The 26,780-nt window shown below is 50.0% G+C and carries 18 protein-coding genes; 6 read left to right on the top strand and 12 right to left on the bottom strand.

Annotated features, from left to right (window positions below):
* Positions 1-368: 368 nt before the first annotated feature.
* A complete protein-coding gene (locus ELAC_RS01515) occupies positions 369-2,003 on the top strand; it encodes an NAD+ synthase (RefSeq protein ID WP_098037518.1) in 1,635 nt (544 codons plus the stop codon).
* Between the two features lie 25 nt (positions 2,004-2,028).
* On the opposite strand, the gene ELAC_RS01520 is transcribed toward ELAC_RS01515, so the two are convergent.
* Positions 2,029-4,080 (bottom strand): hypothetical protein, encoded by a 2,052-nt coding sequence (locus ELAC_RS01520; RefSeq protein WP_098037519.1) that lies wholly within the window; start codon positions 4,078-4,080, stop codon positions 2,029-2,031.
* 250 nt (positions 4,081-4,330) lie between these two features.
* Between ELAC_RS01520 and ELAC_RS01525 the strand changes: the two genes are divergently transcribed.
* Positions 4,331-5,362, top strand: a complete 1,032-nt coding sequence (locus ELAC_RS01525) for a leucine-rich repeat domain-containing protein (RefSeq protein WP_098037520.1) — start codon at positions 4,331-4,333, stop codon at positions 5,360-5,362.
* Positions 5,363-5,384: 22 nt separating this feature from the next.
* Here ELAC_RS01525 and ELAC_RS01530 read toward each other — a convergent pair whose 3' ends face one another.
* A complete protein-coding gene (locus ELAC_RS01530; RefSeq protein WP_098037521.1) occupies positions 5,385-6,209 on the bottom strand; it encodes a hypothetical protein in 825 nt (274 codons plus the stop codon).
* Positions 6,210-6,605: 396 nt separating this feature from the next.
* On the opposite strand from ELAC_RS01530, the gene ELAC_RS01535 reads away from it, so the two are divergent.
* Positions 6,606-8,030: a Fic family protein gene (locus ELAC_RS01535; RefSeq protein WP_098037522.1), complete on the top strand. Its 1,425-nt coding sequence runs from the start codon at positions 6,606-6,608 to the stop codon at positions 8,028-8,030.
* Positions 8,031-8,040: 10 nt separating this feature from the next.
* Positions 8,041-8,709: a Fic family protein gene (locus tag ELAC_RS01540; protein ID WP_098037523.1), complete on the top strand. Its 669-nt coding sequence runs from the start codon at positions 8,041-8,043 to the stop codon at positions 8,707-8,709.
* A gap of 4 nt (positions 8,710-8,713) precedes the next feature.
* On the opposite strand, the gene ELAC_RS01545 is transcribed toward ELAC_RS01540, so the two are convergent.
* The 10 genes from ELAC_RS01545 to ELAC_RS01585 all read right to left on the bottom strand — a co-directional run bounded on the left by ELAC_RS01545 (position 8,714) and on the right by ELAC_RS01585 (position 24,222).
* A complete protein-coding gene (locus ELAC_RS01545) occupies positions 8,714-10,096 on the bottom strand; it encodes an efflux transporter outer membrane subunit (protein WP_098037524.1) in 1,383 nt (460 codons plus the stop codon).
* Positions 10,089-13,226 (bottom strand): efflux RND transporter permease subunit, encoded by a 3,138-nt coding sequence (locus tag ELAC_RS01550; RefSeq protein ID WP_098037525.1) that lies wholly within the window; start codon positions 13,224-13,226, stop codon positions 10,089-10,091. Before ELAC_RS01550 ends, ELAC_RS01545 begins: the two co-directional genes overlap by 8 nt.
* An 8-nt stretch (positions 13,227-13,234) precedes the next feature.
* Positions 13,235-14,446, bottom strand: a complete 1,212-nt coding sequence (locus tag ELAC_RS01555) for an efflux RND transporter periplasmic adaptor subunit (protein ID WP_098037526.1) — start codon at positions 14,444-14,446, stop codon at positions 13,235-13,237.
* A gap of 91 nt (positions 14,447-14,537) precedes the next feature.
* Positions 14,538-14,702: a hypothetical protein gene (locus ELAC_RS11700; RefSeq protein ID WP_158227774.1), complete on the bottom strand. Its 165-nt coding sequence runs from the start codon at positions 14,700-14,702 to the stop codon at positions 14,538-14,540.
* Positions 14,703-15,072: 370 nt separating this feature from the next.
* A complete protein-coding gene (locus ELAC_RS01560; protein WP_098037527.1) occupies positions 15,073-15,330 on the bottom strand; it encodes a hypothetical protein in 258 nt (85 codons plus the stop codon).
* Positions 15,331-15,344: 14 nt separating this feature from the next.
* Positions 15,345-16,925, bottom strand: coding sequence for a zeta toxin family protein (locus ELAC_RS01565; RefSeq protein WP_098037528.1), 1,581 nt, complete (start codon positions 16,923-16,925; stop codon positions 15,345-15,347).
* 629 nt (positions 16,926-17,554) lie between these two features.
* The gene (locus ELAC_RS01570; RefSeq protein ID WP_098037529.1) at positions 17,555-18,784 is read right to left on the bottom strand and encodes an NAD(P)/FAD-dependent oxidoreductase; all 1,230 of its coding nucleotides are present in this window, start codon (positions 18,782-18,784) and stop codon (positions 17,555-17,557) included.
* A complete protein-coding gene (locus ELAC_RS01575) occupies positions 18,781-20,775 on the bottom strand; it encodes an amylo-alpha-1,6-glucosidase (protein ID WP_204250517.1) in 1,995 nt (664 codons plus the stop codon). The genes ELAC_RS01570 and ELAC_RS01575 overlap by 4 nt, the downstream gene beginning before the upstream one ends.
* Positions 20,772-23,450 (bottom strand): MGH1-like glycoside hydrolase domain-containing protein, encoded by a 2,679-nt coding sequence (locus ELAC_RS01580; RefSeq protein WP_098037531.1) that lies wholly within the window; start codon positions 23,448-23,450, stop codon positions 20,772-20,774. The genes ELAC_RS01575 and ELAC_RS01580 overlap by 4 nt, the downstream gene beginning before the upstream one ends.
* Before the next feature lies 1 nt (position 23,451).
* A complete protein-coding gene (locus tag ELAC_RS01585) occupies positions 23,452-24,222 on the bottom strand; it encodes an SDR family NAD(P)-dependent oxidoreductase (protein WP_098037532.1) in 771 nt (256 codons plus the stop codon).
* Positions 24,223-24,466: 244 nt separating this feature from the next.
* On the opposite strand from ELAC_RS01585, the gene ELAC_RS01590 reads away from it, so the two are divergent.
* Both ELAC_RS01590 and ELAC_RS01595 read left to right on the top strand, forming a co-directional pair.
* A complete protein-coding gene (locus ELAC_RS01590) occupies positions 24,467-25,333 on the top strand; it encodes a hypothetical protein (protein ID WP_098037533.1) in 867 nt (288 codons plus the stop codon).
* 599 nt (positions 25,334-25,932) lie between these two features.
* Positions 25,933-26,538, top strand: a complete 606-nt coding sequence (locus ELAC_RS01595; protein ID WP_098037534.1) for a hypothetical protein — start codon at positions 25,933-25,935, stop codon at positions 26,536-26,538.
* Positions 26,539-26,780: the final 242 nt, after the last annotated feature.

Genomic DNA, 26,780 nt, shown 5'->3' on the forward strand with positions numbered 1-26,780 from the left:
AGCCCCTTGGGGGAGAAATCAAAGAGGGGGAAGAGTTGAATTCAGCAAGAACCCTCACTCTGCCTTGGTTTTGAGAGGCGTGGACGTCACATTAAGCTGGTTTATTTATAGACCGCCGTTCTCTATACTTTAGTCGATACTACCCCTGGAATCGATGTTCCTGCGGGCTTTCGGTATATACCGAAAGTGTCTCAAAATTTGGCTTTTGGCAAAGAGAACGCTCTCGCGATTGAAAGATACAAAGTCATCTAATATTAGAAATATGAGGTGACTTGCGATCATTCAATCGCGAGAGTTTTCTCAAAGCCAAAATCCCAATTTTTGAGATAATTTCGGTATAGTTTTAAGTTCTACTTCATGGCTTCAAAATGCGCATACTAATCGCTCAGATCAATCCCGTTGTCGGCAATCTGAAAGAAAACAAACGAAAGATTTTGGAAGGAATTCATGCCGCCCGGGAAAACGGCTGCAGTCTCGCTGTGTTTCCAGAGCTTGCATTAACGGGGTATCCACCCGAAGATATCTTGCTGTTGCCCCAGTTCATCGATGAGGTGAAAAAGGAGTTGAAGGAGATCGCGGGCGCCACCCAGGGGATTGCAGCAATTGTGGGGTTGCCGCGAGCCAATGCAAAGCCTTTCGGAAAGCCCTTACTCAATTCCGCTGCTGTCTTGTTTGAAGGGAAAATTCTTGGATTTCAAGACAAGACGCTGCTTCCTTCTTATGATGTCTTTGACGAGATGCGCTACTTTGACAGGGCAGAGGAGAGGAGGGTTTTTCTTCTTTTCGGTAAAAAGATAGCCATTACGATCTGCGAAGACATTTGGCAGCACGCCGCCTTGTCAAAGGATGTAAGCTATCCTTTGGATCCAGTTGCCGAATACGCGAACCAGAATATCGATCTTCTCATCAATCTTTCGGCATCTCCTTTCAGCCAAATGAAAGCGGAAAGGAGGATCCATGTTGTTCAAAAGGCTGCGAAAACACTCAAAGTGCCGGCCCTGCTTTGCAACCAGGTCGGTGGGCAAGACAGCCTGATTTTTGATGGCTACAGCGTTGTTTGCGATGCGGGGGGGAGGCTTGTCCGCCTCGGCAACGGCTTCCAGGAAGATTATATGGTGTGGGACAGCGAGGTTAAGGCTGATGAACTGGTTGCCGCTTTTGATAAGACCGAAGAGACATACAAGGCGTTAATTTTAGGCCTCAAAGACTACTTTGGCAAGCAGGGCTTCAAAAAAGCTGTGATCGGGCTCTCAGGGGGAATCGATTCGGCTCTTGTCGCCTGCATCGCGGTAGAAGCGCTTGGCAAAGAAAATGTGCTTGGGGTGTCGATGCCCTCAAGATATTCCTCTGAAGGGAGCGTCAAGGACGCAGTCGATCTGGCGGAGGCCCTTGGCATTGAACTAAGGCACGTTCCTATCGAAGAGCCTTTTCAGAGCTTTCTCGATATTCTCTCCCCGGAATTTAAAGGGAAAGAGCCCGATGTAACGGAAGAGAATATCCAGGCCCGCGTTCGCGGCGTCATCTTGATGGCGCTCTCCAACAAATTGGGCCATATTGTCCTCAGCACGGGGAATAAGAGCGAACTGGCGATGGGCTATTCCACTCTCTATGGAGACCTCTGCGGAGGCTTAAGCGTTATCAATGACCTGACCAAGAGGCAGGTTTATCAGATATCACGCTGGATCAACAGGGAAAGGGATATTATCCCGGTCAGCTCTTTGGAAAAAGCGCCCTCGGCAGAGCTGCGTCCCAACCAAAAAGATTCAGACAGCCTTCCCGACTATGAGATTATCGATACTGTCTTGGAAGCCTATGTGCACGACCATCAAAGCCCTGATCTGATTGCGAAGAATCACGGGTATCCTAAAGAACTGGTGTGCGATTTGATCCGTAGAATTCACCGCAGTGAATACAAGAGGAGGCAAAGCCCGCCGGGCTTGCGCGTTACGGACAGAGCCTTCTCCATCGGCAGGCGATTCCCCATAGTCCAAGGGTGGGTTTGACAAGTTGTCTATCAGAGTTTAATCATTATTTCCCGCTTCCCTGGAGCATCCTGTTGCACTTCTCCCGCAGGTTGGCCATTGCCGGTGAAGAGAGGGAAATCATGACAATCACCTCGTGATTGATCTCGACTGTGCTTAACCCATCGAGCAGATTCAGCACAGCCTGCGGATGGATTCCGTTGTCAAGTGCATCCGAGAGCGAGTTGCTTAATTTTTGCTGTTCTTCGACATTGACGGCTCCATATTTCGTATCATTTTTTTTATGGAATGATAGATCGAAGGAGACATTGGCTAGGGTGCATTGGACGGAGCCGGCATATGCCGAGAGCCAACTATTGGCGGTTTGCGCCCCATAAAAATAGCTTGAGGCAGAAGCGCCCATATTCCAGAGTCCCTTCGCCGTTTGTTGGAGAATGTTTCCTTGGGAGGGTCCATAGGCAGCCTTGATGGTAATCGGAACTTCATTGCCCGTTGTTTGTTTGCTGGCAGCTTTCAAATCGCTTTGCAGTTTTTCAGCCATGGCCTGGTCGTTCATCCGCTGGTTAGCCTTCATGAACTTCCTGGCATAGTGGACACCCCGGATAGCGGTGGGGCTTAAATAGGCTCCAACCGCGCCCATCATGAAGGCGCCGACACCGCCTCCGAAGGCAAGCCCTAAGGCTGCGCCCCCACCGGTCGATATAGCGTTGCCAATCATCATGGACTCGTTTCCAAATTTCTCTATTTGCTTTTCTCGATCCAGCGCATCTTTTGCAACTTCGATGTCTCGCGCGTCCTCTTTTCTTCCCTGCTGCAATTTCTCAAGGTCTTCCGCCTGCGCTTTATTAATCACTTGCATCTCATCGACTTTTTGCTCGATGGAGGCGACTTTTTCTTGCGCTTGCTCCAGTTGGATTTGGATGGCTTGCATTTGGCCGATCAGTTGATACGAGTCGTGCGCCAGCGACACGATAACTTTTTGGGTGTTGGAGACGCTGATCATGAAGTTTAACGTTTGGACAAGTTGGCCGTGTGTTGTTGTCGTCATGGAAAGAATGTCCGTAAGTTCTTGATTGATCGTCTCGATCACATCGTCAAGATCTTGTTGGCTTTTGATGGAGTAGTTCGCCTCCATGAGATGCCTTATCTTACCCTCCTGTTGCTTGAGGGTCTCCATGCTCTTCATGGTTCCCTTGATGGCCGAGTCGGCGTCATAGTTTTGCTGGAGGAGACAGCCTCTTAGCTCTTTGTGGTTAGCAAGCGCTTTGCTAATCGCCTCTTTCAACTCCCCTTGAGCCGTTTCAAGGTTGGTTTCAAGGCTTTCGATCTCCTTTTCCACCTCACTGAGCTTGTTTTGGATCTCGTTCTGTTTATCGGAGGCCTTAGTGATGAGGTCTATGGCTGCTTTGTTGCGCGCTCTGAGGCTATTGAGGGCTCCTTCCAAAATTTGCAAATGCTCATTGGCCCCGACATCATTAAGTTCCCGCACCACCATTTTCTTCAGTTCATTGGCGACTATTGCGCCGCCGCCGACGGCTGCCAGAAGGCTGAGAAGGGCGGGAGCAGAGACAGTAGCGGCAACCGCTGTTCCTCCTGTGACAAGGGCTGTGACCAGCGTGGTTCCTTCCCGCTTGGCGATGTTCGTGCATGCCCTTAAAGCTGTTTGGAAGTAAGAAATCTGCTCTTGTTCTTGCTGGACATTGTTTGCGATGGTGAGGCCGTCTTCGATAATTTCCCTCTCGAAATTGGCATCTTGCAGCTCTTCAATCGCATCTTCTTGCTTGAATATCTCTTCCCGCACTTCGCTGGCTTCATTTTCATCGCCAATCTCAGGGTTGATATAGGAGAAGCTGGCCTGCATTGCGCTTAGCGTGCTGGACTGCCCGAGCATGGATTGCCCTAGCATGGACTGTCCTAAAGTCGACTGGGCAAGCTGCTGGACGGATTCATCGACTTTACTTTGTGCCTCGAGTCGTTTTTGTTCGACTTCTGCTTTCATTCCTTTAAGACGCAAAACCAAGCGTTTTGGGGTTTGGGCGTCTAGAGGAGAAATGGTCGTTGTCTGAGTATAGCCACCCGTTCTCATTGGAGCATCCATAAAACCTCCCTGTTTTATGTAAATGTATGTTCAAATGTACATTTTCTATTATATAAAAAATAATTTTAGTTTGTATTGTTATTTATTTTTTTAACTTTCATTAAAAGATAGTGTTTAGTGTTTTCTTTGTTTTCTTAGGGGATTGTTAATAAATTTTTGTTGGATTAATCCAGATTTTAATATATGTTGTTAATTTATCTTGTTGAATTTTAGTGATAATAAAAAATAAAAGTTTGGAAAGGAAAAGCCCATGGCAATGATTTCGGATATAGATAGTATTTCAGGCCTGCCGGTTGAATTATGGAGACCCATACTGATAGAAGCCAAAGAGCCGAATGCCTCCTTAGCCTGCCGGCTTTTTCAAGAGCTTTATGCCGATCCTGCCACTCTCCGGGCGACGATAGAAGATGACTTAAAGCAACGAGGTATCGACCCTCTTCTGACCGGCAATGCCGCGGCCGTAGAGCAACTGAGGAGAGTTAAAGCGTGTCTTGTATCGCGCTTAGTCACCGTCGCTTCGGACGATTTTTTGACAAAGCTGAAGGACTCTTCTCCTTTTTCGATCTTCACCTACATACGCGCCTTCAAGGAAGAGGAGGCGATCGCGCTTTGTCGTCTTTGTGCCGCTCTTCTGCCACAGATCAAAAGGGTGCTTACGATCGATCCGCAGACTTTTATGGATGATTTACCTAAAAACCCTCTGGACAGAGCCCGGTGTATCCGTACCCTTCTCAAGGACAATCACGAACAGCTCAAGCTGATCGAAGAAGTGAGTTTGAAAGGGCTCGGCCTGACAGTGATCCCGGAGGAGCTGAACCTCTTTACCGGCTTGAAGAGGGTAGACCTCTCCGATAACAGACTGACCGCTCTTCCTGCTTCAATGGGTGGCAGTTGGACAAATCTTGAGAAATTGTCACTGAATTACAATCCTGTCACTACTGTTAGAACAGGTTTCGGCGCGAGCTGGGTCAATCTCAAGGCTTTCTCTTTGGTCAAAGGGCATATGACCTCCCTGCCGGAGGATTTTGGAGCGACTTGGGCGAAGATCGAAGAGGTCGACTTGAACTTTGGCAAGCTGGCTTCTCTCCCGCAAAACTTCGGGATTAATTGGCAGCGTGTGGAGAAAGTGTTTATTGATTCCAATCAACTCACAGATTTGCCATCTAATTTAAGCGAAAGGTGGCTGGAATTGAAGTTTATCCGGATCAGGGCAAATCCTCTGGAAGCAGCGCGGTTGCAAGAGATTTTAAGCGGATTTGAGAATCTGCTTGGCGCCTTTTGAATTCGAGGTCGTTAACAGTTTGTTACAATAGCTCAGAGCGGGCTATCCCGATCGTGGGGCCTGCTGCATCATTGGGCCTTTCAAGCTCGGCCGGAGCCGTAGGTCCTTTAAAGAAATAATCGGGAAAAAGAAGAAGTGCGCAGTCTACAGCTTTGCGCTCCGAGTCGTCGGCTGAGGCGCCTGCTCTTAGAATATCTAGAAAGTGGGTGAATGCCAGGTCATTCTTATGCAGATTGTAATAGAGTAGTGCGTAAAGATAATTTCTTGCGGCTTGATGCAGCTCGGACAAGGGGTAGTATAAATTCCCCTGATAATCGCGCGGATTGCTGATGAATCTCTTTGCAATCTCTTCGGAGTGCCCGCTGATCTGCTCAAGCGCGTAGTACAGGTTAAAATCAGTGTGGATATGCTTCAGGTCAAATTCGGCGTGTTCTCCAAAGATCGATAGGGCGATGCTGCGGGTTTTCAGCGCAGATTGATGTTCCAGCTTCTCAATGTTCCTCACCAACTCTTCCGGATCTTGAACATGGTTGATGATCTGGATAAACTCTTCGGTTTGAGCCGCGTTGCAAAGTTCGAAGAGGACGTAAGTTACCCGATTCGCAAGCGAGCTATTGGCCAGTTGCGTGTTGAGTGCGATCACCTTGGTATTCCAGTCCCAGGTAGCGGCCCTCTCGTAGTCTTGCCCGTGAACGATTGCAATTTTACCATGCAGATCGACAACCTTGTCCAGAATGTGGATGGCATCGGGATGGCGGCAAAGGTTTTCGAGTGCAGGTTGGAGGTTAGGGGGATAGGTGGAAAAATAGAGGTTGGACGTAAGATAAGGTGCCAGGGCTTTACACATGATGAACCTATCTTACTCCTTATAATCTAAAAAAATATAATGCCCTATTCTATAATGTTTAGTGTTTGTTTTCAAGTTTATTCTTTAACGGAAAAGTTTAGTGACTGTTAACCGATTCGGATGTCGTCGATTTGGGATTATTTTGATCACTTTTCGAAATTTTTTGGAATCATTAGGCGAGAGCTGATGCGGATCTAAAAAAAATCAACAGGAGACGAATCCCTTCACAGTCTCTGATACCGACCCTATTTGAAAATTTACTCTTTCCCGGAGCCAACGCCCATGTTTTGAAATGGTTCTGGCATAATTTATCGATTCTTAACACTCAGTTTAAATGAAATATAAACTCCGCTGTTAAACTTATAGCAAATAATAATTTTAACATAGGCGGTTACAATGTCTTTTCAAGGAATCCAGGAAAATCAAGGCTCCTACTTTTCCCAAATTAATGATCCCGAGGCAAGGGCTAATATCGAAAAACTGGCAAAACAATGTTCGGCAACTCCCGATGCAGTGCTCGTCATGCTGTTTTCGCTGATGACAATCGCGAAGCAAGATAAAGCTCCAGTGACCCCCTTGGCTTCTGAGCGAGTCAAAGTAGACCTCGAGCTGGAGAGGCTCGCCGATGAACTCATGATGGAGACGGCAAGTGAACGACAGATTCCCAAGATGCGAGCGACTTCTTCGAAAGTCTCGGCTGTAGCTACCTTGGTCACTCCTCCGAGGGACATCGAACTTGAAAGGCTGGCCGATGAGCTGATGTTGGAGACAAATCGGCCCACGCTTTATGACCCGCGTCTGAACTTGAGCGATTTTACCAGGCTCGAGGAGTCGAATGCCCTCAGCGCGATCAATTTTCTTTGCCACACAAAAAGAGGAGTGTCGTCAAAGCAACTGCAGGGTATGTATCAGTTCTTTACTCAAGAGCCTAAGCGTTTTAACAAATTATTGGAATTGGGCTCGCCCAATCAGCAGTTCGACCTTTTTTTGATGGCGGCAGAAGATGACCTGCAGCAGCGCAGTCCCACGCTCAATCAATTCGTAGTATTTAAAGAAAGTTTTTTTGAGTTTGCTTTTTCGGAGCAGCGGTTTGAATGGGTACAAATCCAAAATAATGAGATTAGTTCTACATTAATAAGTGAAATGTTAGAATTTGAAGCGAAAATTAAATCTGAAACTCTGATTGAAGATCTGGAGTCTTTTAAACAGGAAAAGGGCGATCTGTACCGTAAGTGGATTGAATTGAACACAGCCGGTTCATCCAGTTTAAAGAAAAGCGAAGCCCTTGAAAGATGGCTTGCAGCCGATGCAAGGAAGACGACTTACGCAAAAAATGGATCGTTCGAGCTTTTCCACATCAATTTGATCCATAGAGATCTGACACGTGGGGAGGAGGGGATTCAAAAGCCCGGAGTGTTCAGATCGGGGACTGTAAGAATCGGTGGAGCGGGGGCGACAGCTCTTCCTCCTCCGGGATCCAAAGTTCTGAGCATGATGAATGCTTATGAAAATTGGCTGATGAAAGAGCTGGCGATGTGTTCAGAAGGCAAAAAGAGCATCATTCTCACCTCTGCGCAGGCTTATCAGCGTCTTGTTGCTCTCCACCCATTCGAAAACGGCAACGGCAGGGTATCGAGGCTTGTCATGAACCAGGTGCTCGAAAAAATGGGTATTCCCCCCTCTGTGCTGGGCAATGACGTCCTCGATGCGGTATTCACCCTGCAGCCGAAAAAGCCGCGCCATGAGGGTGAAGCTTTTGTGAGAAAAGTATTCCAGGGTGTAAAACAGAGTGCAGAGCTCATTTACGGTTCAAAAATATGAGGTAAATAACGTGAATTGTCACTTAAATCCAGACTCAAGAACGATCGCTTTTTTAAACGAGAGCAACAAGATCGAAGGAATTCACGACATCGATTATAGCGTGGTAGCCTTCCAAGACCCCCAGAAGGGGCATTTTGGAGCCTATGTAATCTCCCAGGAGGCGGCTTTGGCAGAGCAGCCTCTTAACATCAAGATGATCCGCCAGTGGCAAGCCATGATCGGGCAGGAGCAGAAAGAGTTTACGGGGGATGCCATCACTGATGAGGAGATCGGCCATATCAGAGGGCCGAACCTGCAGAAGAACGTACGCATCGGGAAGCACATTCCGCCGGAGTGGCGTTTTGTGCCTCTTTATATGCAGAATTGGCTGGAAGACGTGAACGAAGACCTTTCGAATAACTCTGAAATCTACAAGAGTGATGATGGAGCCTTCGCGGAATTTGTCGGCAAATATTTCTTGAGGTTTGAAAGAATCCATCCCTTCGGTGATGGCAATGGCAGAACAGGCCGTATCATAGCCAACTACCTGACGACCCGGTGCGCCCGTCCCCTACTCGTTTTCCCTTCGGATTATCGTCTGAAAAACAGATATTACGAAGCGCATGAGTCGGAATCTGCCATGGCAAGCTACATCAGCTCCAGGGTGGCAGAAATCCGCGCCCATGCTGAAGGTCGATAAGATTTCACGGGCGGAATCCTCCGCCCATCGCTTTATAGACATTCACAACTGAGGTGAAGACCTGCACTCTTGTCTGCACCCAGGCCAGTTCAGCCGGAAACAGCTGCTCCTGGGCCTGCAGGACGACAAAGTAGGGGGAATAGCCTTCTTGATACTGCAGCATCGCCAGATACTCATACTCCCTTGATGCTTTCACAAGTTTACCCTGCGCCTCCAGCCTCTGCATGTAATATTCATGGGAGGCAAGCGAGTCGTCTACGTCTTTAAACGCATTCTGCACTGTCTGCTGGTAGTTGAGAATCGCCGCCCTCTTCTCGGCTTTCGCCTGTGTCACCTGTCCTTCGATATTTCCGAAAGTATAGAGCGGGCCGGTGATGTTGGTCCCGTAGATCCACGTTTTGGCCGGTCCCGTGAAGAGCTGCTTCAACTCTTTGCTCGAGTATCCATAGTCACCTGTCAGGGAGATGGAGGGAAAGTAGAGCGCCTCGGCTGCGCCGACAAGCGCATTCGCCGAGATCAGCTGCATCTCGGCCTGTCGGATATCGGGCCGGGCACAGAGTAAATCGGAGGGGAGGCCGGCAGGGACGATCGGGCTTTCGATGGCGTAGATTGTTTTGCCCCTCTCGATCGGCCCCGGGTTTCTGGCAAGAAGAAGGGAGAGCACGTTTTCAGCCCTGACAATGCTCAACTCGATTTCGGGAATGGCTGCGGCAGCCTTTTCATACTGGGTGGTGGCCTGAACGACGTTGATTCTCGACACTTGGCCATACCTGAACTGTTTATCGAAGTAGTCGACCATTTCGCCATAAGATACCAGAGTCCTCTTGGATATGGCCAGCTGCTCGTCTAGTCCGAGAAGCTGCAGGTAGGTGTTGGTCACAAGGGAAACAAGCGAGAGAACGACATCTTGCCAGGCCTCCTCCGCAGCATAGTAATCGGCTTCCGATGATTGGGTGAGGCGGCTTAAGCGCCCCCAAAGGTCGAGCTCCCAGCTGACGTTGGTGAGGGCCTGGAATGAAGGCAGGGGATTGGGGGTTGTCGGCGAGAGAGGAATGCCGGTAGCATTACTGGCAAGGGTTCTTGCTCCCGCGGCCTGGTAGCCGAGCTGGGGAAAGAGCGATGACTGGGTTTGCATCAAGATGCCGAGGGCGCCTTCGATTCTTGCGGCCGCGATCTTAATATCGCGGTTGTTTGTGAGTGCCTCCCTCACATAATTGGTCAGGACAGGATCGTCAAATTGCTCCCAAAAAAGGGTGTCCATTGCCGATTCCGACCCCTTTTCATCAAAGCGGTATACCTCAGGAACTTCAACACAGGGCCTTCTGTAGTCCGGACCGACCATGCACCCGGTGAATAAGACAAGGAAACATAATAACGCTCTACTCATCTTTCTTCTCCTTGGCAGATTCCCCTCTCATGGTTTCCAATACCCAGAAAAAGAGCGGAACAAAGAGGAGGGCGAGCGTCGATGCGCCGATCATTCCTCCCATAATACCTGTGCCGATCGAGTGGCGGGCGTTGGCGCCGGCTCCTTTGGCTAAAAAGAGGGGCAGCACACCTAAAATGAACGCCAGCGAGGTCATGATAATGGGGCGAAGCCGTAGCTCTCCGGCTTCGACAGCGGCTTCTAAAGCGTCTTTTCCCTTCGTTTTCAAGTCGACGGCAAATTCGACGATGAGGATGGCGTTTTTGGCGGCAAGGCCCACTAAGACGAGCAGGCCGATCTGAAAGTAGACGTCATTTTCCAGTCCGCGGAGAACGGTGGCGATCAGGGCGCCGACGATGCCAAAGGGGACGGCTGTCATGACTGAGCAGGGCAGCGACCACGACTCATACTGAGCTGCCAAAATGAGGAAGACGATCAGGATGCCGAACACAAAGGCGGCAGTCGACGAGCTTCCCGAGGATTTTTCCTGCAGGGCCATTCCCGACCAGGCAAACCCATAGCCTTGCGGGAGGGACTCTTTGGCGACAGCTTCCATTGCGTGGATGGCATCGCCCGAGCTGTATCCGGCAGCGGCGTTGCCTGTGATTTGCGCTGCGGGAAAGCCATTGAAATGGGGAATGAGGTCGGGGCCTATGGTGTATTCTGTTGAGATCAAAGCGGCAAGCGGAACCATCGCTCCTTTGTTGGATCTGGTATAGAGCTTTCCGATGTCGCTTGGCTTTTCGCGGTATTGCGCCTCCGACTGCAAGATAACGTCCCAGGTGCGGCTGTACTGTTCATATTGGCTGACCTGGAGAGAGCCGAACTGCGCCTGAAGGGCGTTGTAGACATCTTCTACAGGAACGTTGAGCAGCACGGCCTTTGCGCGGTCGACATTGGCCTTAAGCTGAGGCGTCGAGGAGCGGAAGGTGGTGCTTAGGCCGACAAGTTCAGGCCGTTTCGATGCTTCTTGGATAAAGGCTTTGGTCACATCGAACAGTTCTTGAGGCTCTCCCGATCCCTTATCTTGGATCCAGAACTCAAAGCCGCCCGTGGTACCGATGCCCGGAATGGCCGGGGGAGAGATGGGGATGACGATGCCTGGCTCGAAATCGGCCGTCTTCGTCATGAAGGAGCGCAAAAGGGCCCTCGAGTTCTCTTCTTTTGCCGTTTCGGTGTTTTTATACCTCTCCTCAAAGTCTTTGAGGGTGATAAAAAAGGTCGTCGTATTGTTTAGGTACTGGCTGTCGATCAAGCTGTAGCCGTTGACGACCGTGCGGTTGAGAACCGATTTTTCCGTGGAGAATATCTCGTCGATTTTGCGCGCGGCACTTTCTGTTCTTGTCATGCTTGCGCCGTTCGGCATGATCAGCTGCGCCAGGACGTATCCCTGATCCTCTCCGGGGATGAAGCTGGTAGGCACCGTCTTGAAGAGGTAGTAGGTCAGCCCCAGCATGGAGAGGAAGCAGGTAAAGGCGATATACCGGTGGGCGATGATGATCCGGACGCTTCTTCCGTAAGCTTTTGTCGCTTTGTTAAATCCGTTGTTAAAGTGGAAAAAGAATCCTTTGGTGATCGGATTTGACTCGCTAAGGATGACCGCGCACATGGCCGGAGTGAGAGTCAGGGCGACAAACCCGGAGATGGTCACCGAGATGACGATAGTGATTGCAAACTGTTTGTAGAGCTGCCCGGTCGTTCCCGGCAGGAAGGCTGCCGGAATGAAAACGGCGCTTAGAACTAGAACGACGGCCACGACAGGTCCGGACACTTCCTGCATTGCTTTGATGGCAGCCTGTGTTGGAGAGAGGCCTTCATGGGTCAAATTTCTCTCGACGTTTTCCACGACGACGATCGCATCGTCGACAACCATCCCGATCGCTAAAACCATCCCGAAAAGGGTCAATAGGTTGATGGAAAAACCGAGAGCAAGCATTCCGGAGAAGGTGCCGATTAAGGCGACGAATACCGCAGCGGTACAGATGATGGTGGCTCGGAAGTTTTGTAAGAAGACATAGACGACGACAACGACTAGAAGTATGGCTTCCAAAAGGGTAATGATCACCTCTTTTATGGAGAGGCGCACGAAATCTGTTGTATCCAAAGCGACCAGATATTCGATGCCGTCAGGCAAAGTTTGTTTCATCTCATCCATCAGTTGCCTGACGGCGGTCGAAACCTGAAGGCCGTTGGCGCCGGGCTGCTGATAGATGACGATGAAGCAGGCGGGAGCGCCATTGAGGGTGTTGTCGCCGAGATACTGCTTCCTTCCCACCTCAGCTTTAGCCACATCTTTGACCCTCACGATGGCGCTACCGTCTTGGCTTGCCCTTAGGATGATGTTCTCATACTCTTGAGGTTCCACGAACGGGCGCTCCGTCAGAACGGGTAGGGTCATCTGGACATCCGGGGTGCTGGGCTTTTGTCCGAGCTGTCCGGCGCCAAATAGAGCGTTTTGAGATGATATGGAGCGTTGGATGTCGCTGGTTGTAATCTGCAGGGAGGCCATGCGATCGGGATTCATCCAGATGCGCATCGCCTGATCGGGCACGCCGAATATCTGCGCCTGGCCGGCGCCGTTGATCCTCTTGATTGCATCGAGAACGTATACGTTGGTATAAGTTGTGACGTAGTCCTGGCTGTATCTGCCGTCTTTGTTGAAAAGGGCCAGGATCATGAGGGTGCTGTTGGACTGCTTCTGCACTGAAATTCCATACTGCTTCACGGCATTGGGAAGCTCAGGAAGGGCTAAGTTGACCCGGTTTTGGACAAGAACCTGGGCAATGTCCGGATCCGTCTCGAGTGTGAAGTAGACAGTGATCGTCATCTGGCCGGTACTGGAGCTTGTCGATGTCATATAGAGCATATTGTCGACGCCGTTGATTTGCGCCTCGATCGGCGCCGTCACGGATGTGCCGACCGTCAGGGCATCGGCTCCCGGATAGGTAGTCGTCACCTGGACCTGTACGGGCGTGATGGTAGGGTATTGAGAGACGGGAAGAAAGGCCGTCGAGACAAGGCCAGCGATCACGATAATAGCGGATATTACCGTAGCGAAGATGGGTCTTAAAATGAAAAATTTCGAAAACATCGGTCCTGTTACCCTTCCTTATGGCCTTCTTTAGGCTCCTCTTTCGGGGCGTCCGATTTTCCCTGCGTTTGATCTGTCTCCGAAGTTTCCTTTTTTTCTTCCAAAGGCTTAGCTTCGACCGGTGTTCCGGGGCGCAGCGTCATCCCGCCATCGACGATCACGACGTCTCCGCTCCTTAGCCCCTCATTGATGAACCAGTCCGTCCCATGCCATGTGCCGACAACAACCGGGCGCATGTCGGCTTTGCCTTCTTTATCGACGACAAAGACGTAGTGTCCCTTGGAGGATTGCTGGACAGCTCTTTGGGGTACCAAGATGGCTTGAGGCCGGATTGCTCCTTTAAGCCTGACTCGAACATACTGGTTGGGCCTCAGGATTGCTTCAGGGTTGTCCACAGAGACGCGGATTAGAAAGGTTCCCGTCTGCTGATTGTAGTTGGGGTCGGCGAAGGTGATCTTTCCTTTGTGCGGAAAGACAGACCCATCGACCAGCAAGATCTCCACTTCGTACTCATCTACTTTGGGGGCAATTAGCAGGCCCTTGCTGATCTGCTGCCTGAACGATTGGATTTCATTTTCGGAGACGCTGAAATTCGCCCACATCGGAGAGAGGGCTGCCACGGTGGTCAGTTTGCTGTTTTCGACGTTGATGTAAGAGCCGTCCTGCTCGATGGCGGCGCTGCTGATCCCGTAGAGGGGGGAGGAGATGGTGCAATAGGATAAATTGAGAAGCGCGGTCTCAAGCTGTGCTTTGGCCTGTTCCACAGCCGCAGAAGAAGATTGGAATGTTCCCGTGGCGTCATCTAAATCTTTTTGCGAGAGAGCATTCATCTCGGTGAGAGGCTTGGTCCTGTTCAGGTTGAGTCGGGCGGTCTCCATGGAGGCTTTTTTCATGTTCAAAGCTGCTTCGGCGGCATCTACTTGTGCCTGAAATGGTTTCTTATCCATCAGGAATAAAACCTGGCCTTCCTGGACGATTTCTCCCTCTGTATAGATTCTCTTTTCTAAAAAGCCGTTGACGCGGGCGTTGATGTTCACAAGCCTTGAGCTCTGCGTGATGGCGATATATTCGAGCTCAATCGGGACATCTTTTGCTTCCACCGTAACGGTGGATACGGCGACTTTTTTTTGAGCTGCCGGAGTAGGCGCTTTTTTGCCGCAGGAGGCGCATAAAAGCATCAGGGCAAAGCTTAAGAGGCGAAGTGAAAAAGTACATGTCATGGGCTAAAAACCAAATCTTGCGCTGTGTTCGATCGTTTTGATGTAATCCTTTAAAACACAAACAACAATTTAAAAAAATAGCTTACTTAATTCATCCTTCGATGATGTGGTCGCCGACACTTAGAGCAGTGGCAAGGACGGCTAAGGAGAGCTTGAAAGGAAAGATGCTTGTACCGACGGCATAGAGGTGATCTACCTCGGGCGCTTTGCGGTTTGTGCCCGGCACGGATGATTGGGTAGGGTGCCGAACCGGCAAGTGCCGTCTTGGTGCGCCACCCTGGGCTAAGGGGATGTTGACCCGATAAATAGGAGCTTTGCTATTTTCCGGTCAGTTTTTGATGCGTTATCGAAAGTTTTGCACATGAAGTCCTTTACCGAAATTATTCCAAAATTGGGGATATGAGACAATTTTGGTATACCTACCCCGACTTCCCTCACACTTCCTCGTGGAATATCTGTGCAGTAAAGCCCTCTCGTGGAGAAATAGTTTGGCCTTGAATTGTTTAAAGCGATTTTAAATTTAGATATCTAATTGAGCGCTGACTACCACAATTGATTGACATGAAAAGGACGCAATGGCGACCTGGCAGCGAGATTTCGGAGAGAGGCGCCTAAAAGAAAGTACGCTATTTTTCATCTTCATAGCGAACATCTTCACTGCTCAACCATCGGGTTAGGGTCTTATCCTCTTCATCTCCAGGAGACCAAACAATTCCCTCGCCGGGGGCAAATTTCCTTTCCGATCCTTCCTCAGGATTTGCCTTGGACAGGGTTTCTATAACTTGTTCCGGAGAAATAGCAGGTTTTTTTTCCGGTTCCTTTTCTTTTTTAACAGGGTCTATGTTGCTGCTCATAGGATCCATGTTGTTTTTTATAGGGTCCATTGTTTACCTCGAGTTTAAAATCCTTTCTGGTCTAGATATTGCTGTCCCTCGGTAAGAGATCCGTGCTCATACTTGCAGGCCTGTTGTGGAGGGGGATTTCTGTTATCGAATAGAACGGCTGTATCTGCAAGTTTGGCAATTTTTTGGAAGTTTGCTTTGGCATTACCATGAATGCTCTCTATTACATGATCAGGAATTGATCGTCCTACTCTTTCAGCTCTGTCTTTGGCGCGTTGCTTTGCTTGATCTACATCAATGTCCACATAATACAACTGCACATCATATCCATCCTCTTTCAATTTTGCGATCATCTTCTGGTAGAGAGAAAAATTTTGGCCTGTGCCGTCATAGATTAAGTTGCGCCTTGACGCGATGACCTCGTTGCGAAGGCTTGAAGTGATATCGTTTGCTTCATCCCTTGTAATTAAGCAAGCGTCTTTAGCTGTGATAATTTTACCGTCTTTGTCGGTTCCAAGGTTTATCGCTTTTTTATATTCCGGAATTCTCTCCATTACGTTATCCATTCCCACTTCAACAAACTGGTCGGACCCTTTCGTGAGTTGGCTTATCGCCATGCTTTTTCCGGCACCCGGCGGCCCCATCATAATTAATGCAACGGGCTTTTGATCTGCAGGTACAGGCTTTGACTGACCAATAATTTGAGCTTTTATGTCTTGGTGAACAACTCTTCGCTCACTTTTGTAACTGCCGGTAGGTGTTTTGTTGGCAGTCGCTGTGTTGGAAGGAATGGAAGGATCTACAGAGCTGGCTTTCTCTACCCAGAAACGGGGAGGAACCTTAGGAGGCGTTGGAGTGGAAGCGACAGGATCTGATTGTTTTGTAGTTACTGTCGCAGCTGTTTGTGTTCCCTGTCCGACCGGCTCTGGAGTCTCTGTTTTTTTCGTAAAAGCGCTTGAAACCTGCGGCCGCTCTTGAATGAGCAATTTAGCCAGATCTGTAGGCTGCCCCTTAGTCTCGAAAAATCCTCCGGTGGGGTTTATGTGGATGTCTTGTAGAAATTGGAGGACAGCTTCATCGCCGATGGACTTATCGCTGAAAAGCTTTCCGAGCAGCTCTGAGCTTTTGGTGAAAGCACCCTTCTGACCAGATAGGGAAGCTTCCTTATTTTGCTCCCAATCCTGTTTGAAATGGACGATCTTTTCGTTTTGTGAAAGAGTTTTGGGCTCTCCCTTTTCCGATACCACTGCCTCCTGTTTCGATACTGCTGCTTGTGGAGTGACTGTCGGGTTTTGCGGCGGGTTCATGTGCTGTCGGATTAGGGATGAATTATCGCTAATGAACTTGGCCAGAGAATTTGTATCGATGTAGCTTGTGAATAGCTTTCTAGCGATCCCTTTTACTAAAGACCGAATTGGATTTTTATGATAATTTTCCGGCGTTGAGATTTTTTGTGCAATTTTACCATCCAGCATAATCGGTTGATGGTCATCTTTCACTAAATGTTCCAAAGCGGATTTCACAGCTTTTCGCTCCGCTTGGCTCAGCTGCTTCAAGCCCTTAACTTCCCCTTGTGTAACCTGTGAAACCATTTGGTTTATTGCATTAAGGCTCTCTGAAGGAATCGGTGAGGTCATAGATCCTCCTTGATCTATCAATCCAGCAATCTAATTTTTTTAATTTCCAGAAAATTGATTTGTTGTTTTATTTAATTATAAAAAAAAATTTTTTATTTATCATCATTTACAATCTTTGCTAGATCTTGATTAAGATGTCTTTTACAGAATTGGGCGTGCAAAAATTCCAGTGGTCGGGGTGGGGAAAGTTTGGAGAATAAAGAAAGGGCCTTGAAATTGGGTTATTGGAAAAAATGGGGTGAGATTGAAAGAATGCAAGTCGCTTAATATTAGATTTATGATGTGAGTCGTAATCTTTCAAACGTGAGACTTTCCCAGAGAGCCCCCACGCCCACTTTGAGGTGATTTTAGTTTAATAAAAAGCGCCCGAGATGTCAGTTTCTGAACAATAACTCAAAAGCCGAAGCAGTTAACAATCTCTTATTAATCGGGATACCATCATCTATAGGGAGGCGATAGAGAGCGGCCCCCTAGAGTTTAGTGCCTCTCCCACATAGTAGTGGGTTTGCGGCTGGAAGGGTCCGTCCTCTCCGTCAAACCAGATATCGGTAGAAATATCGCGGTTTTTGACGAAAACTTCTTCGGTGCTGCGTTTCCGATGACGATCGTGCCACAGATTATGACGCCTTCTAAATTTTGTCAGCGATTTGAAACGGCCTGGAGCCTTTGACGTAGTCCCACCCCCATTCGAGGATGGCTTCGGCACGCTGTCGATAGCTGGGAAGCAAGGCAGCGTGGACTCCCAGCCAGGCGGCAAAGGCAATGGGCCCCTCCAGCTGATGGCGTTTTTTGCCAACCTCTGCGACGGCGGCATATTTGCCGATCATCGCCATGATCCCTTTGTCGTGATAAAAAAACCGCATTCTTTCCTTGCCGCGGCAATCGGCCAGGATATTCTCCCCGGCCACCTTGCCGGACTGGACTGCGACAGAGGCGAGGGATGGCAGCTCCTCTCCGTCTTCACCCCTGATGAGGGCAGCGTCTCCTAAGACATAGATATCGCGGTTTGAGGGCCAGGAAAGGTCGGCGCTCACCTCAATTTTCAATCTCTTGGGGCCGGTAAGAGAAAAGGTGTTCGGCTGCAGGCCCCCGGCCCAGATGACGAGGCGAGAGGGGATAAATGTTTGATCTTCCAAAAGGACGCCATCTTTGGTGACTTCCAAAACGCGCTTTTGCATATCCAGGACAACACCCATCTCGGAGAGCTTCTCTTGTGCATAGCGCTGGGATTCTTCGGAGAAGGCTTTAAGGGGGGATTTTCCGTGGTCTACAAGATAGATTCTGGAGATTTGAGAGGGGAGGTCTTTGAACTCAGCTTTGAATTCATTGAAGAGAGAAGCGATCGCTCCCGCAGTCTCGCACCCTGTCGGCCCCGCTCCGACGATAACGCAGTCGGTGGTTTTGTCTTTCCCCGGGCTTTTATCGGCTTCTTCGAAGGTCTCAATGATCTTAGCCCGCAGCCTCTCCGCGTCATCGAGTGTATAAAGAGGGAGAGCGTACTCATCGGCTCCTTTGACGCTTAAGAAGTTGACGGATGCTCCGGTGGCCAAAACCAAGGTGTCGGCTTGGTAGGTATTTCCTTCTTTTGTGTGCACTGTCTTGGTCTCTGCGTCGATGGAGGTCACCTCTTCCATTTTGAAGTGAATGTTTTCCGCTTTTTCAAAAAAGGTGCGGAAGGGGGTTGCGACATCATCCGGCGTCAGCGCTGCCGTGGCTACCTGATAGAGCAGAGGTTTGAACTGGTGGTAGTTGTTTTTATCGAGAAGCGTCACCTCCACATCCTTGGAAGAAGAGAGCGTTTTGGCAACTTCCAGGCCTGCAAAACCCCCGCCGACAATCAGAACCTTTCTCTCGCTCATGATTTGTTACTTCCTTTTTCTTTGAGTGTATCCCAGGCCTCGATCAGGGAGGCGACAGACCATGCCTGAAAGGGAGCGCCTCTTGAGGGCATGGGTGCGTCGCCGTCAAAAATTTCGCTGACAGATCCAAGGCCGGCATCGCTTAAGTGGTGAAGGAAGGGAAGCAGCAGGCTTTTAGCCTTGTCTTCATTTTGATAAACGCGATAGTGAGCAAGCGTAAGAGGTCCTGTCAGGAACCCCCAGGCAGTGCCCTGATGATAGGCGGTATCGCGCTCCAGTGGATCTCCACCATAGTGTCCGCGGTATCTCGGATCGTCTTGAGCAAGAGAGCGTAAGCCAAAGGTGGTGAGCAGCTTTTTGCAAAGCGCCTCCACAACAAGGCGCTGCCTGGCAGGCGGAAGGGGGCTTTCCCTAAGGGATACAGCAAATACCTGGTTGGGCCGAATGCTTATATCGCTGCCTTGCGGGCCATCGATCACATCATAGCAATAGCCCTTCTCCTCCGACCAAAATTTCGAAAAGCCGCTGCGCGCCTTATCTGCGGCTGCATCGTAGGAGATGCTTGCTACCCCCATCAGCTTGGCGAACAAAGAGGCGCTCTTCAGTGCGTTGTACCAAAGGGCATTGACCTCAATGGCTTTGCCGGTGCGCGGCGTAATCACTTGAGAGCCTACCTTGGCGTCCATCCATGTGAGTTGAACTCCCTCTTCTCCGGAAAAGAGCAGGCCATCTTGCCCATCCACCCCGATCGAGTAGAGCGTTCCTCTTAGATAAGAGGCAATAATTTCCTGGACCGTGGGGAAAAACTCCTGCAGAAAGGAGATGTCTTTGGTTTCGTCATAGGCAGCATGCAGGGTATGGATGAACCACAAGGAGGCGTCGACGGAGTTATACTGCTTCGAGCCCTCCTCATTGAAAAAATTCGGGATCATTCCCCGGTCTACATGGGCGGCAAACGTCCGGAGCACTCCTCGCGCGTCTTCGAAGCGTTTTGTCTTGAGAAGAAGCCCGGGAACACTGAAGAGGGCGTCTCTTCCCCAGTCGCTAAACCACGGATATCCCGCGATAATGCTCTTGCCGGAATCGGCACCCTTTCTTTCGACGATGAACTGATCGGCTGCTTTTTTTAAGTGGCGGATCCAGGGAGGGTCTTCAAGGCAGTCGGGGCAGATGGCTCTTTCATAGCTACGCCGCCTCTCAAGCGCGGACTCACCGTCTAAATCCACATCGCTTTCGGCGCTCAAGACCACCGTGGCAGCTTCTCCTTCCCTAAGTGAGAGCTCGAATTTACCGGCGAGCAGATGGTCTTCGTGTGCGTCCAGCCCCCTCTGGCTCTCCAGGCTCAAAAGGAAGTTGCCGTACCACACGTTCTCGATAGAGCAAACTCCTTTCGGGCAGCGGATGTGGAAGGGTCTTGCGCCTTTGAAGGCGAGGACTTGAAATCCTTGCGTGGTCGGATCGATCTGCATCTTCCAGTTGTCGGCGTGGGTCAGGGTGTGGTAGCCGCGGTAGTTGACCAGTGATTTGATTTTCATCAAAACTTGCGATGAGGCCCTTTTGATTTGATAGCGCACATAGGTTGTGTTGCGTCCCGGCTCCATCCAGATTTTTTTTTCGATCAGCGCGTCGCCGACAGCGAAGATCCATGTGGGGATGAGGCCATCTAAAAAAAAGCTTTCTATATGGATGAATCCGCGTGGAGAGATCTCCTGGCTGCCCCAGCGGTTCGAGGAGAGAGGGTAATCGCTTCCCTCGTAGGAAACCTCCTCTTCTAATTTGGATGCGAGTAAGGTCCGCTCGTGCGGGGGATTCAGAGCGGCGATCAAGAGGCCATGATAGCGGCGCCTCAATATGCCGCTGACAGTTCCCGAGGCGAATCCTCCAATACCGTTCGTGACAAGCCACTCGCGGGTTTCTGAGGCAGGCAGGTTTCCCGTGATGTCTCTTCCGAATGAAACGACAGGTTCTTGATGAGTTTGTTTGCCGCTCAATGGACGTGTTCCTTCTTTTTCTCTGCTTCTTTTGGGTTGTACTCGGCAAGCTGGCAAATCAGCTTGGCAACAATTGCCGTCCATCCCGTCTGGTTGCTAGCTCCCAGGCCTTTGCCGTTGTCGCCATGGAAATATTCGTGAAAGAACAGATAGTCGCGGAAATGGGGGTCGGTCTGGAATTTGGTGTTCTCTCCCCAGAGGGGGCGGCGCCCGTCCTGATCTTTTAAAAAGACGCTGATCAACCGCTTCGTAAGGTCTTGCGACACCTCCCAAAGGCTTTTCATATTGCCCGAGCCTGTCGGACACTCCACTTTGAAATCGCAGCCATAGTAGTGATCGAATTTTTGCAACGACTCGATTAGGAGGTAGTTTAAGGGAAACCACACAGGACCTCGCCAGTTGGAGTTGCCTCCGAAGAGGCCGCAGGTCGACTCCGCGGGCTCATAGTCGAGAAAGAATTTTTTTCCTGAAAGCTCGATCGAGAAGGGATGCTTCTCATGTTTTTTCGAGACCGAGCGAATGCCGTAGGGGCTCAAAAATTCGTCCGGATGCAGAATTTTTTTAAGGGTTCTTGTCATTTTTGTTTGGTTGGCAAAAGCAAGCAGCACCCGTCCCTCCTGCCCAAGCTTGGTCATATCCGCAATGTTGGTGAGCATCTCAGGCTTGTGGTCGGCAAACCAGCGGAACCTCTTTTTGAAATCGGGAAACTGCTTCGGGACATAGGCGTCGTTTGTCGCGACAGCAAACAGCGGAATAATTCCTGCCATATTGTCTTGGCGGAGCAGGATGCGCTTGCCATCGGGCTGGATGAGCATGCTGTGGTAGAACCCGTCTTCTTTGTCCCAAAGCCCTTCTTGCTGTTCGGTCACGTTATTGATGGCATTGGCGATATGGACAAAATGTTCGAAAAATTTACTCGCCATGTCCTCATAGACAGGGTCGTTGGTCGCCAGCTCCAGCGCGATCTGCAGCATGTTGAGGCAATACATTCCCATCCATCCGGTGCCGTCTTGCTGGAGTAGGATGCCTCCGGAAGGGGGCGCGAGGGAGCGATCGAAAGCGCCGATATTGTCGAGACCTAAGAATCCTCCCTCGAAGATGTTGCGCCCTTCGGCGTCTTTTCTGTTCACCCACCAGGTGAAGTTGAGGAGAAGCTTTTGGAACATGCGCTCTAAGAATGAGCAGTCTTTCGTCCCATGTCTTTTGGCTTCGATCTGATAAATACGCATGGATGCCCAAGCCTGTACGGGAGGGTTGACATCACTAAAGCACCACTCATAGGCGGGAATCTGCCCGTTGGGAGCCATTGTCCACTCCCTTGTCAGCAAAATCATCTGGCTTTTGGCAAATTCCGGATCGATCATTGCCAAAGAGACGGCGTGGAAGGCAAGATCCCAGGACGCGAACCAAGGGTACTCCCATTTGTCCGGCATGGAGAAGATGTCCCGAACTTCAAAATAGGGCCAGTGTTGGTTGCGCCCCTCCTCACGGCATTTTGGGGGCTTTGGCTGCAGGGGATCGCCTTTCAGCCAATCCTTGACAGAGTAGATGTAGCACTGTTTATTCCAGAGAAGGCCCGCGAAGGCTTGCCTTTGGACGAGCCGCATATCATCACTTAGAGGGAATGGGGTGATGCTGCTATAGAAGGCATCCGCTTCTTGAATTCTTGTTTTGAACACGGTTTCTTGATCGACAAGATCGGGCTCAAGCGCCGATGTACTTTTGACAAGGCGCATCTCGATCGTAGACCCGCTTTTTCCCGGAACTGTGATGCGGTAGAGGGGCGCGGCTTTGGTGCCTGTTTTGGCCGGGTTGACAGCTGTTCTGTCGCCATCGATCAGGTAGCGATGGAAGGCATCCTTGACGAAGGGAGAGGCGCTTTCAGCGTTGAATAGGCGCTCCATGTTGGTTTCGTTTTCCGTGAAGAGTGTCTCATCGGCTCCTTTGAAAAGCAGCCTGTACTGCCCAAGCCAGGGATGTTGAGCACGCAGGCACCCCTCATTTTCCAAAGCGATCGTCGGCTTCTTGACACCCTCTTTCCACGACCACACGTTTCTAAACCAAAGGGTTGGCAATAGGGTAAGAGGCGCTTCTCTTTCTCCCCTGTTCTCTACCCTGATCCGGATCAGGATGTCCTCGGGATTGGATTTGGCGTATTCGATGAAGATGTCGAAATACTCGTCTTTGTCAAAAATTCCGGTGTCGATCAGTTCATACTCGGGCTGCTCTCTCGTACGCTTCTTGTTGGTCTCGACCAGATCTGTATAGGGGTAGGGGTTTTGCGGATATTTATAGAGATACTTCATGTAAGCGTGAGAGGGTAGGTTGTCGAGATAGAAGTAGACCTCTTTGACATCTTCTCCGTGGTTGCCCTCATTGCCCGTCAGGCCGAAGAGGCGCTCTTTTAAAATGGGATCTTTCCCGTTCCAAAACGAGAGCGCGAAGCACATGTACTGGCTCTCGTCGGAGATGCCGGCGATGCCGTCTTCTCCCCAGCGGTAAGCGCGTGACCGGGCCTCGTCGTGGGGAAGATACTCCCAGGCCGTTCCTCCGGGACTATAATCCTCCCGCACCGTGCCCCACTGCCTTTCGCTGAGATAAGGACCGAATTTGCGCCAGGGGGCTTTGCCTGCCTTGGCCTCTTCCAGCCGTTTGTCCTCTTCCGTCAACGCCATCTTAAAGTCCTGGGCTTTGATGCATCAGGCCGCCGTCGACAAACAGGGTGGCGGCCGTCATGTAGCTGGCGCCGCCTCCGGATAAAAATCCGACGACTTGGGCGATCTCCTCCGGTTTTGCCATGCGGCCCAACGGGATGACACTGTCTAGCTTTTGCATCAGCGCAGGGTCTTTCATCGTGCTTAAGTTGATCGGTGTTGCGACAGCGCCCGGGCCGACGGCAGTCACTAAGATTCCATGGGGAGCAAGCTCCAGGGCGGCAGTTCTCGTGAGCATCCGCATGCCGCCTTTGGAGAGGCAATAGGCCGTGTTGCCGGGCATCGGCCAGTCTTCGTGGACGGACGTGATATTGATGATGCGGCCGCCTGCTTCCTGCTTAATCATCTGTCTCGCCGCGATTTGCGTGCTGAAGAAAGCGCTTTTTAAATTGATGGCAAGTACCTTGTCGTACTGTGATTCGCTCGTGTCGAGCACCGATGTCCTCGTTTCAATCCCTGCGTTGTTGACGAAGATGTCGAGCTGGCCGAACGTGGAGACTGCGCGGCTTACAAGCAGCTCGATGTCCGCCACTAGGCTGATATCGGCCTTCACACCGACCGCTCGGCTTCCCAGACTTGCGATTTTTCTCTCGAGCTCATTTTCCGCCTCAGGGTGGGCGACATAGTCGATCACAACCTGGGCTCCCCGCTCTGCCAGCTCCAGCACAATCGCCGCCCCGATTCCGCTGTTGCCCCCGGTGACGACAGCCACTTTTCCTGTCAGTTCTTTCATCGTAGCCCCTCGCTTAAAATTGAGACACTTTCGGTATAAAGAAACCCGCTCCAAATAACAAACTTTTTATTTACCTTCGAGCCCTGTCCCTCAAATCGCTCTCGACATGGACCTTTGGAGCCTTTTCCGTCTCGTGCTCTTCTTAACTATTTGATTGATCATTCATTTATACATTGACTGATCATTAAACATTCGGTATTCTTTTTCGAAATCAAGAGATTAATTTTTTCATTCAGGTGAACCGATGCCCACACATGTTGCCCTAGTCAAGTCCAATGAAGACCTCGCCAGATACAGAGAGGAGTGCCAGGACTGGAAACTTGTTTCGAACGCAAATCCCTTATCTAAACAGCCGCATCATGTGCTGATTGACGACAGCGGAAGGATCGTCACCCGATATTATCGGGGGCGGGTCTACGATTTGGTCGATAAGTTTGAGAAAGAATATGGATTAATTGAAAGAGTGGCGCGCGCTTGTCTGGGGATACTCGCTACTTTGGCTACCGGGGGAATTGCGCTTTTTTCTGCTACGGTGAGGGGGCTTTTCAGCGACACGAAGGTCACTTTGATCACGGTAGTCGAGCCTGAAGAGGGGAGGCAGTCTGGAAAGATGAACGGTTTTGATGAAACAGTGGTCTCGTTTGAGAATCAGGGCCCCCTGCACGATCGTGACATCGAGAATGGAATGGAGTGTTTTCGGTGCGTGTTGACTAAGAGGGGTAAGGTGATTGCTGCAAACGATGGATCGGGAAGAGAGTGTCAAAATACGGGGATACCCTCTCCTGTTGTCGCTATGATTGTGGTTCTGAATCCGGTTGAGATACGCGATGTAGTTTCCCGGCTGAGAAGGGAGCAGCTTAAGGGCGACTTCTCCCTATTTGAAAAGGCGGAATTGGCCTGGCCGGCTCCTGATGAGCCTGCCGAGTTTGTTTTGGAAAACAGCTTTGACAACAGCATTTTGGAAGAGGAACATAGCTCGCACTCTCCCGATTTGAGTCCAATACAAATTCGAATGAGCGAATTGTATGATGGCACTACGGAATTGATGAGTGATGACGAGGAGGAAATGGAGTTTACTTTGGGACAAGTTGCGGGAAATGTAATTCTCTAGTCTTCACATGAGACCCGCCTGGGGAACCATTATCTAGCACATTCAAATTTCTAACACTGGGTAGCAGGCTGAAAGCGTCTCATCATGGTGGGTGTATACCGAAAGTGTCTCAAAAATTGGTTTTTGGCAAAGAGAAATCCCTCATGCCAATTTTTGATAGGCTTTCGGTATAACCTCTCTGGCCCGGGCAGATTTCTGCCCCTCCCCCCCTTCATTGACTGGATCCCGGTCGCATTGATTAGGTTTCAGTTTTAAGACACTCCCACACCCCTTTACAAGTCTTCGGAAACATGTGGCGGTCTCTCGTCTCCTTTCCCCGAAGAATTTATAAGCTGCGCGGCAGGCGTTAATGAGTTTCTTGATGCCCTTGAGTTTGCGGAAAAAAAGCAGTCGTTAGGGCTAAAACCCTCAATTTTCAGACGCTGTCGGTCACTCACTTTTCTTTGCTTCCCCAGGGGTTAAAAGCTGTGAAAAGAATTGACTATTGATTTATATGATTAATGTTTTTATGATTTTTTAATCAAATCCTGTAAATAAATCATGTATTTTCAGTCTGCGATTAGTTTCATGTATTTTAAACGATAAAAAAGGTGGTTTTCGTGATTACATTTCAAATTCTAAATGATAAAGTTCAGCTCAATCCTTTTCTTGAGACCTACCATAAAAATGGCTGGGAGCTGGATATAACTGTCCGTGGCACTGTAGTCAACGACAAGTGCCGAAAAGTCAGCCAGTATTATTGCGGAAGGGCTTTCAAGCTATGGGCGCTTGCGAAAAAACAATGCTCGACGATCGAGAAGGTCATCCGTGTCATCTGTGGTGTATTGGCGACTGTAGTGACTCTTGGTCTTGCGCTCTCCTTGCAGTCGGTGAGAAACCTTTTTACAGACGGAAAGAACGCGGTCGGTTTCGTTACGTTTTACAAAGACAGCGGACCAGGTTATGCGCTTAATGGGGGAATTATTGACCCTGTAAACTTCTTCAAGGTTGGCAAAGTGCGCACACCTATAATTTCTGATGCTGACGATAGCAATCTTGATCAGGGAGTTAAATACCTCTGTACGGGCGCATACACACGAGGAAACGAACCCTTTGATGTCGCTCTGGACGCCATAGAGGTTCGCGACCACTTAGAATCCTACGATCCAAGCGTTGTGGAGGCCGATTACAGCCTCTTTAAGCATGCCGGCGAGTTCACACTCTAAAATCACTATTGAGCTCCGGAGGCGGCATCGCCTCCGGAAACCTATGGCGGGGTCGGGGCCCCATGGCGGTCTCTCGCCCTCCCTTCTTTGAAAGGATTATAAGCTGATCAGCTGACCTCTTGTTACACTGAAATAACGGATCACAAACGCTTTTCACCCCTTAAGCCACTATGCTTTGCAGTGACATCAGTTTCAAAAAAATCAGAATATTAGATTAATGTGGTGAAATTTTTTTGACTCTT

Source organism: Estrella lausannensis, assembly GCF_900000175.1.
Taxonomy (GTDB): Bacteria; Chlamydiota; Chlamydiia; order Chlamydiales; family Criblamydiaceae; genus Estrella; species Estrella lausannensis.

Coding starts and splice junctions, on each gene's coding strand:
- ELAC_RS01535 (WP_098037522.1), top strand. CDS start 6,606: ATGTCTTTTCAAGGAATCCAGGAAAATCAAGGCTCCTACTTTTCCCAA.
- ELAC_RS01585 (WP_098037532.1), bottom strand. CDS start 24,222: ATGAAAGAACTGACAGGAAAAGTGGCTGTCGTCACCGGGGGCAACAGC.
- ELAC_RS01590 (WP_098037533.1), top strand. CDS start 24,467: ATGCCCACACATGTTGCCCTAGTCAAGTCCAATGAAGACCTCGCCAGA.
- ELAC_RS01530 (WP_098037521.1), bottom strand. CDS start 6,209: ATGTGTAAAGCCCTGGCACCTTATCTTACGTCCAACCTCTATTTTTCC.
- ELAC_RS01555 (WP_098037526.1), bottom strand. CDS start 14,446: ATGACATGTACTTTTTCACTTCGCCTCTTAAGCTTTGCCCTGATGCTT.
- ELAC_RS01520 (WP_098037519.1), bottom strand. CDS start 4,080: ATGGATGCTCCAATGAGAACGGGTGGCTATACTCAGACAACGACCATT.
- ELAC_RS01570 (WP_098037529.1), bottom strand. CDS start 18,784: ATGAGCGAGAGAAAGGTTCTGATTGTCGGCGGGGGTTTTGCAGGCCTG.
- ELAC_RS01550 (WP_098037525.1), bottom strand. CDS start 13,226: ATGTTTTCGAAATTTTTCATTTTAAGACCCATCTTCGCTACGGTAATA.
- ELAC_RS01580 (WP_098037531.1), bottom strand. CDS start 23,450: ATGGCGTTGACGGAAGAGGACAAACGGCTGGAAGAGGCCAAGGCAGGC.
- ELAC_RS01560 (WP_098037527.1), bottom strand. CDS start 15,330: ATGGACCCTATAAAAAACAACATGGATCCTATGAGCAGCAACATAGAC.
- ELAC_RS01525 (WP_098037520.1), top strand. CDS start 4,331: ATGGCAATGATTTCGGATATAGATAGTATTTCAGGCCTGCCGGTTGAA.
- ELAC_RS01565 (WP_098037528.1), bottom strand. CDS start 16,925: ATGACCTCACCGATTCCTTCAGAGAGCCTTAATGCAATAAACCAAATG.
- ELAC_RS01515 (WP_098037518.1), top strand. CDS start 369: ATGCGCATACTAATCGCTCAGATCAATCCCGTTGTCGGCAATCTGAAA.
- ELAC_RS01545 (WP_098037524.1), bottom strand. CDS start 10,096: ATGAGTAGAGCGTTATTATGTTTCCTTGTCTTATTCACCGGGTGCATG.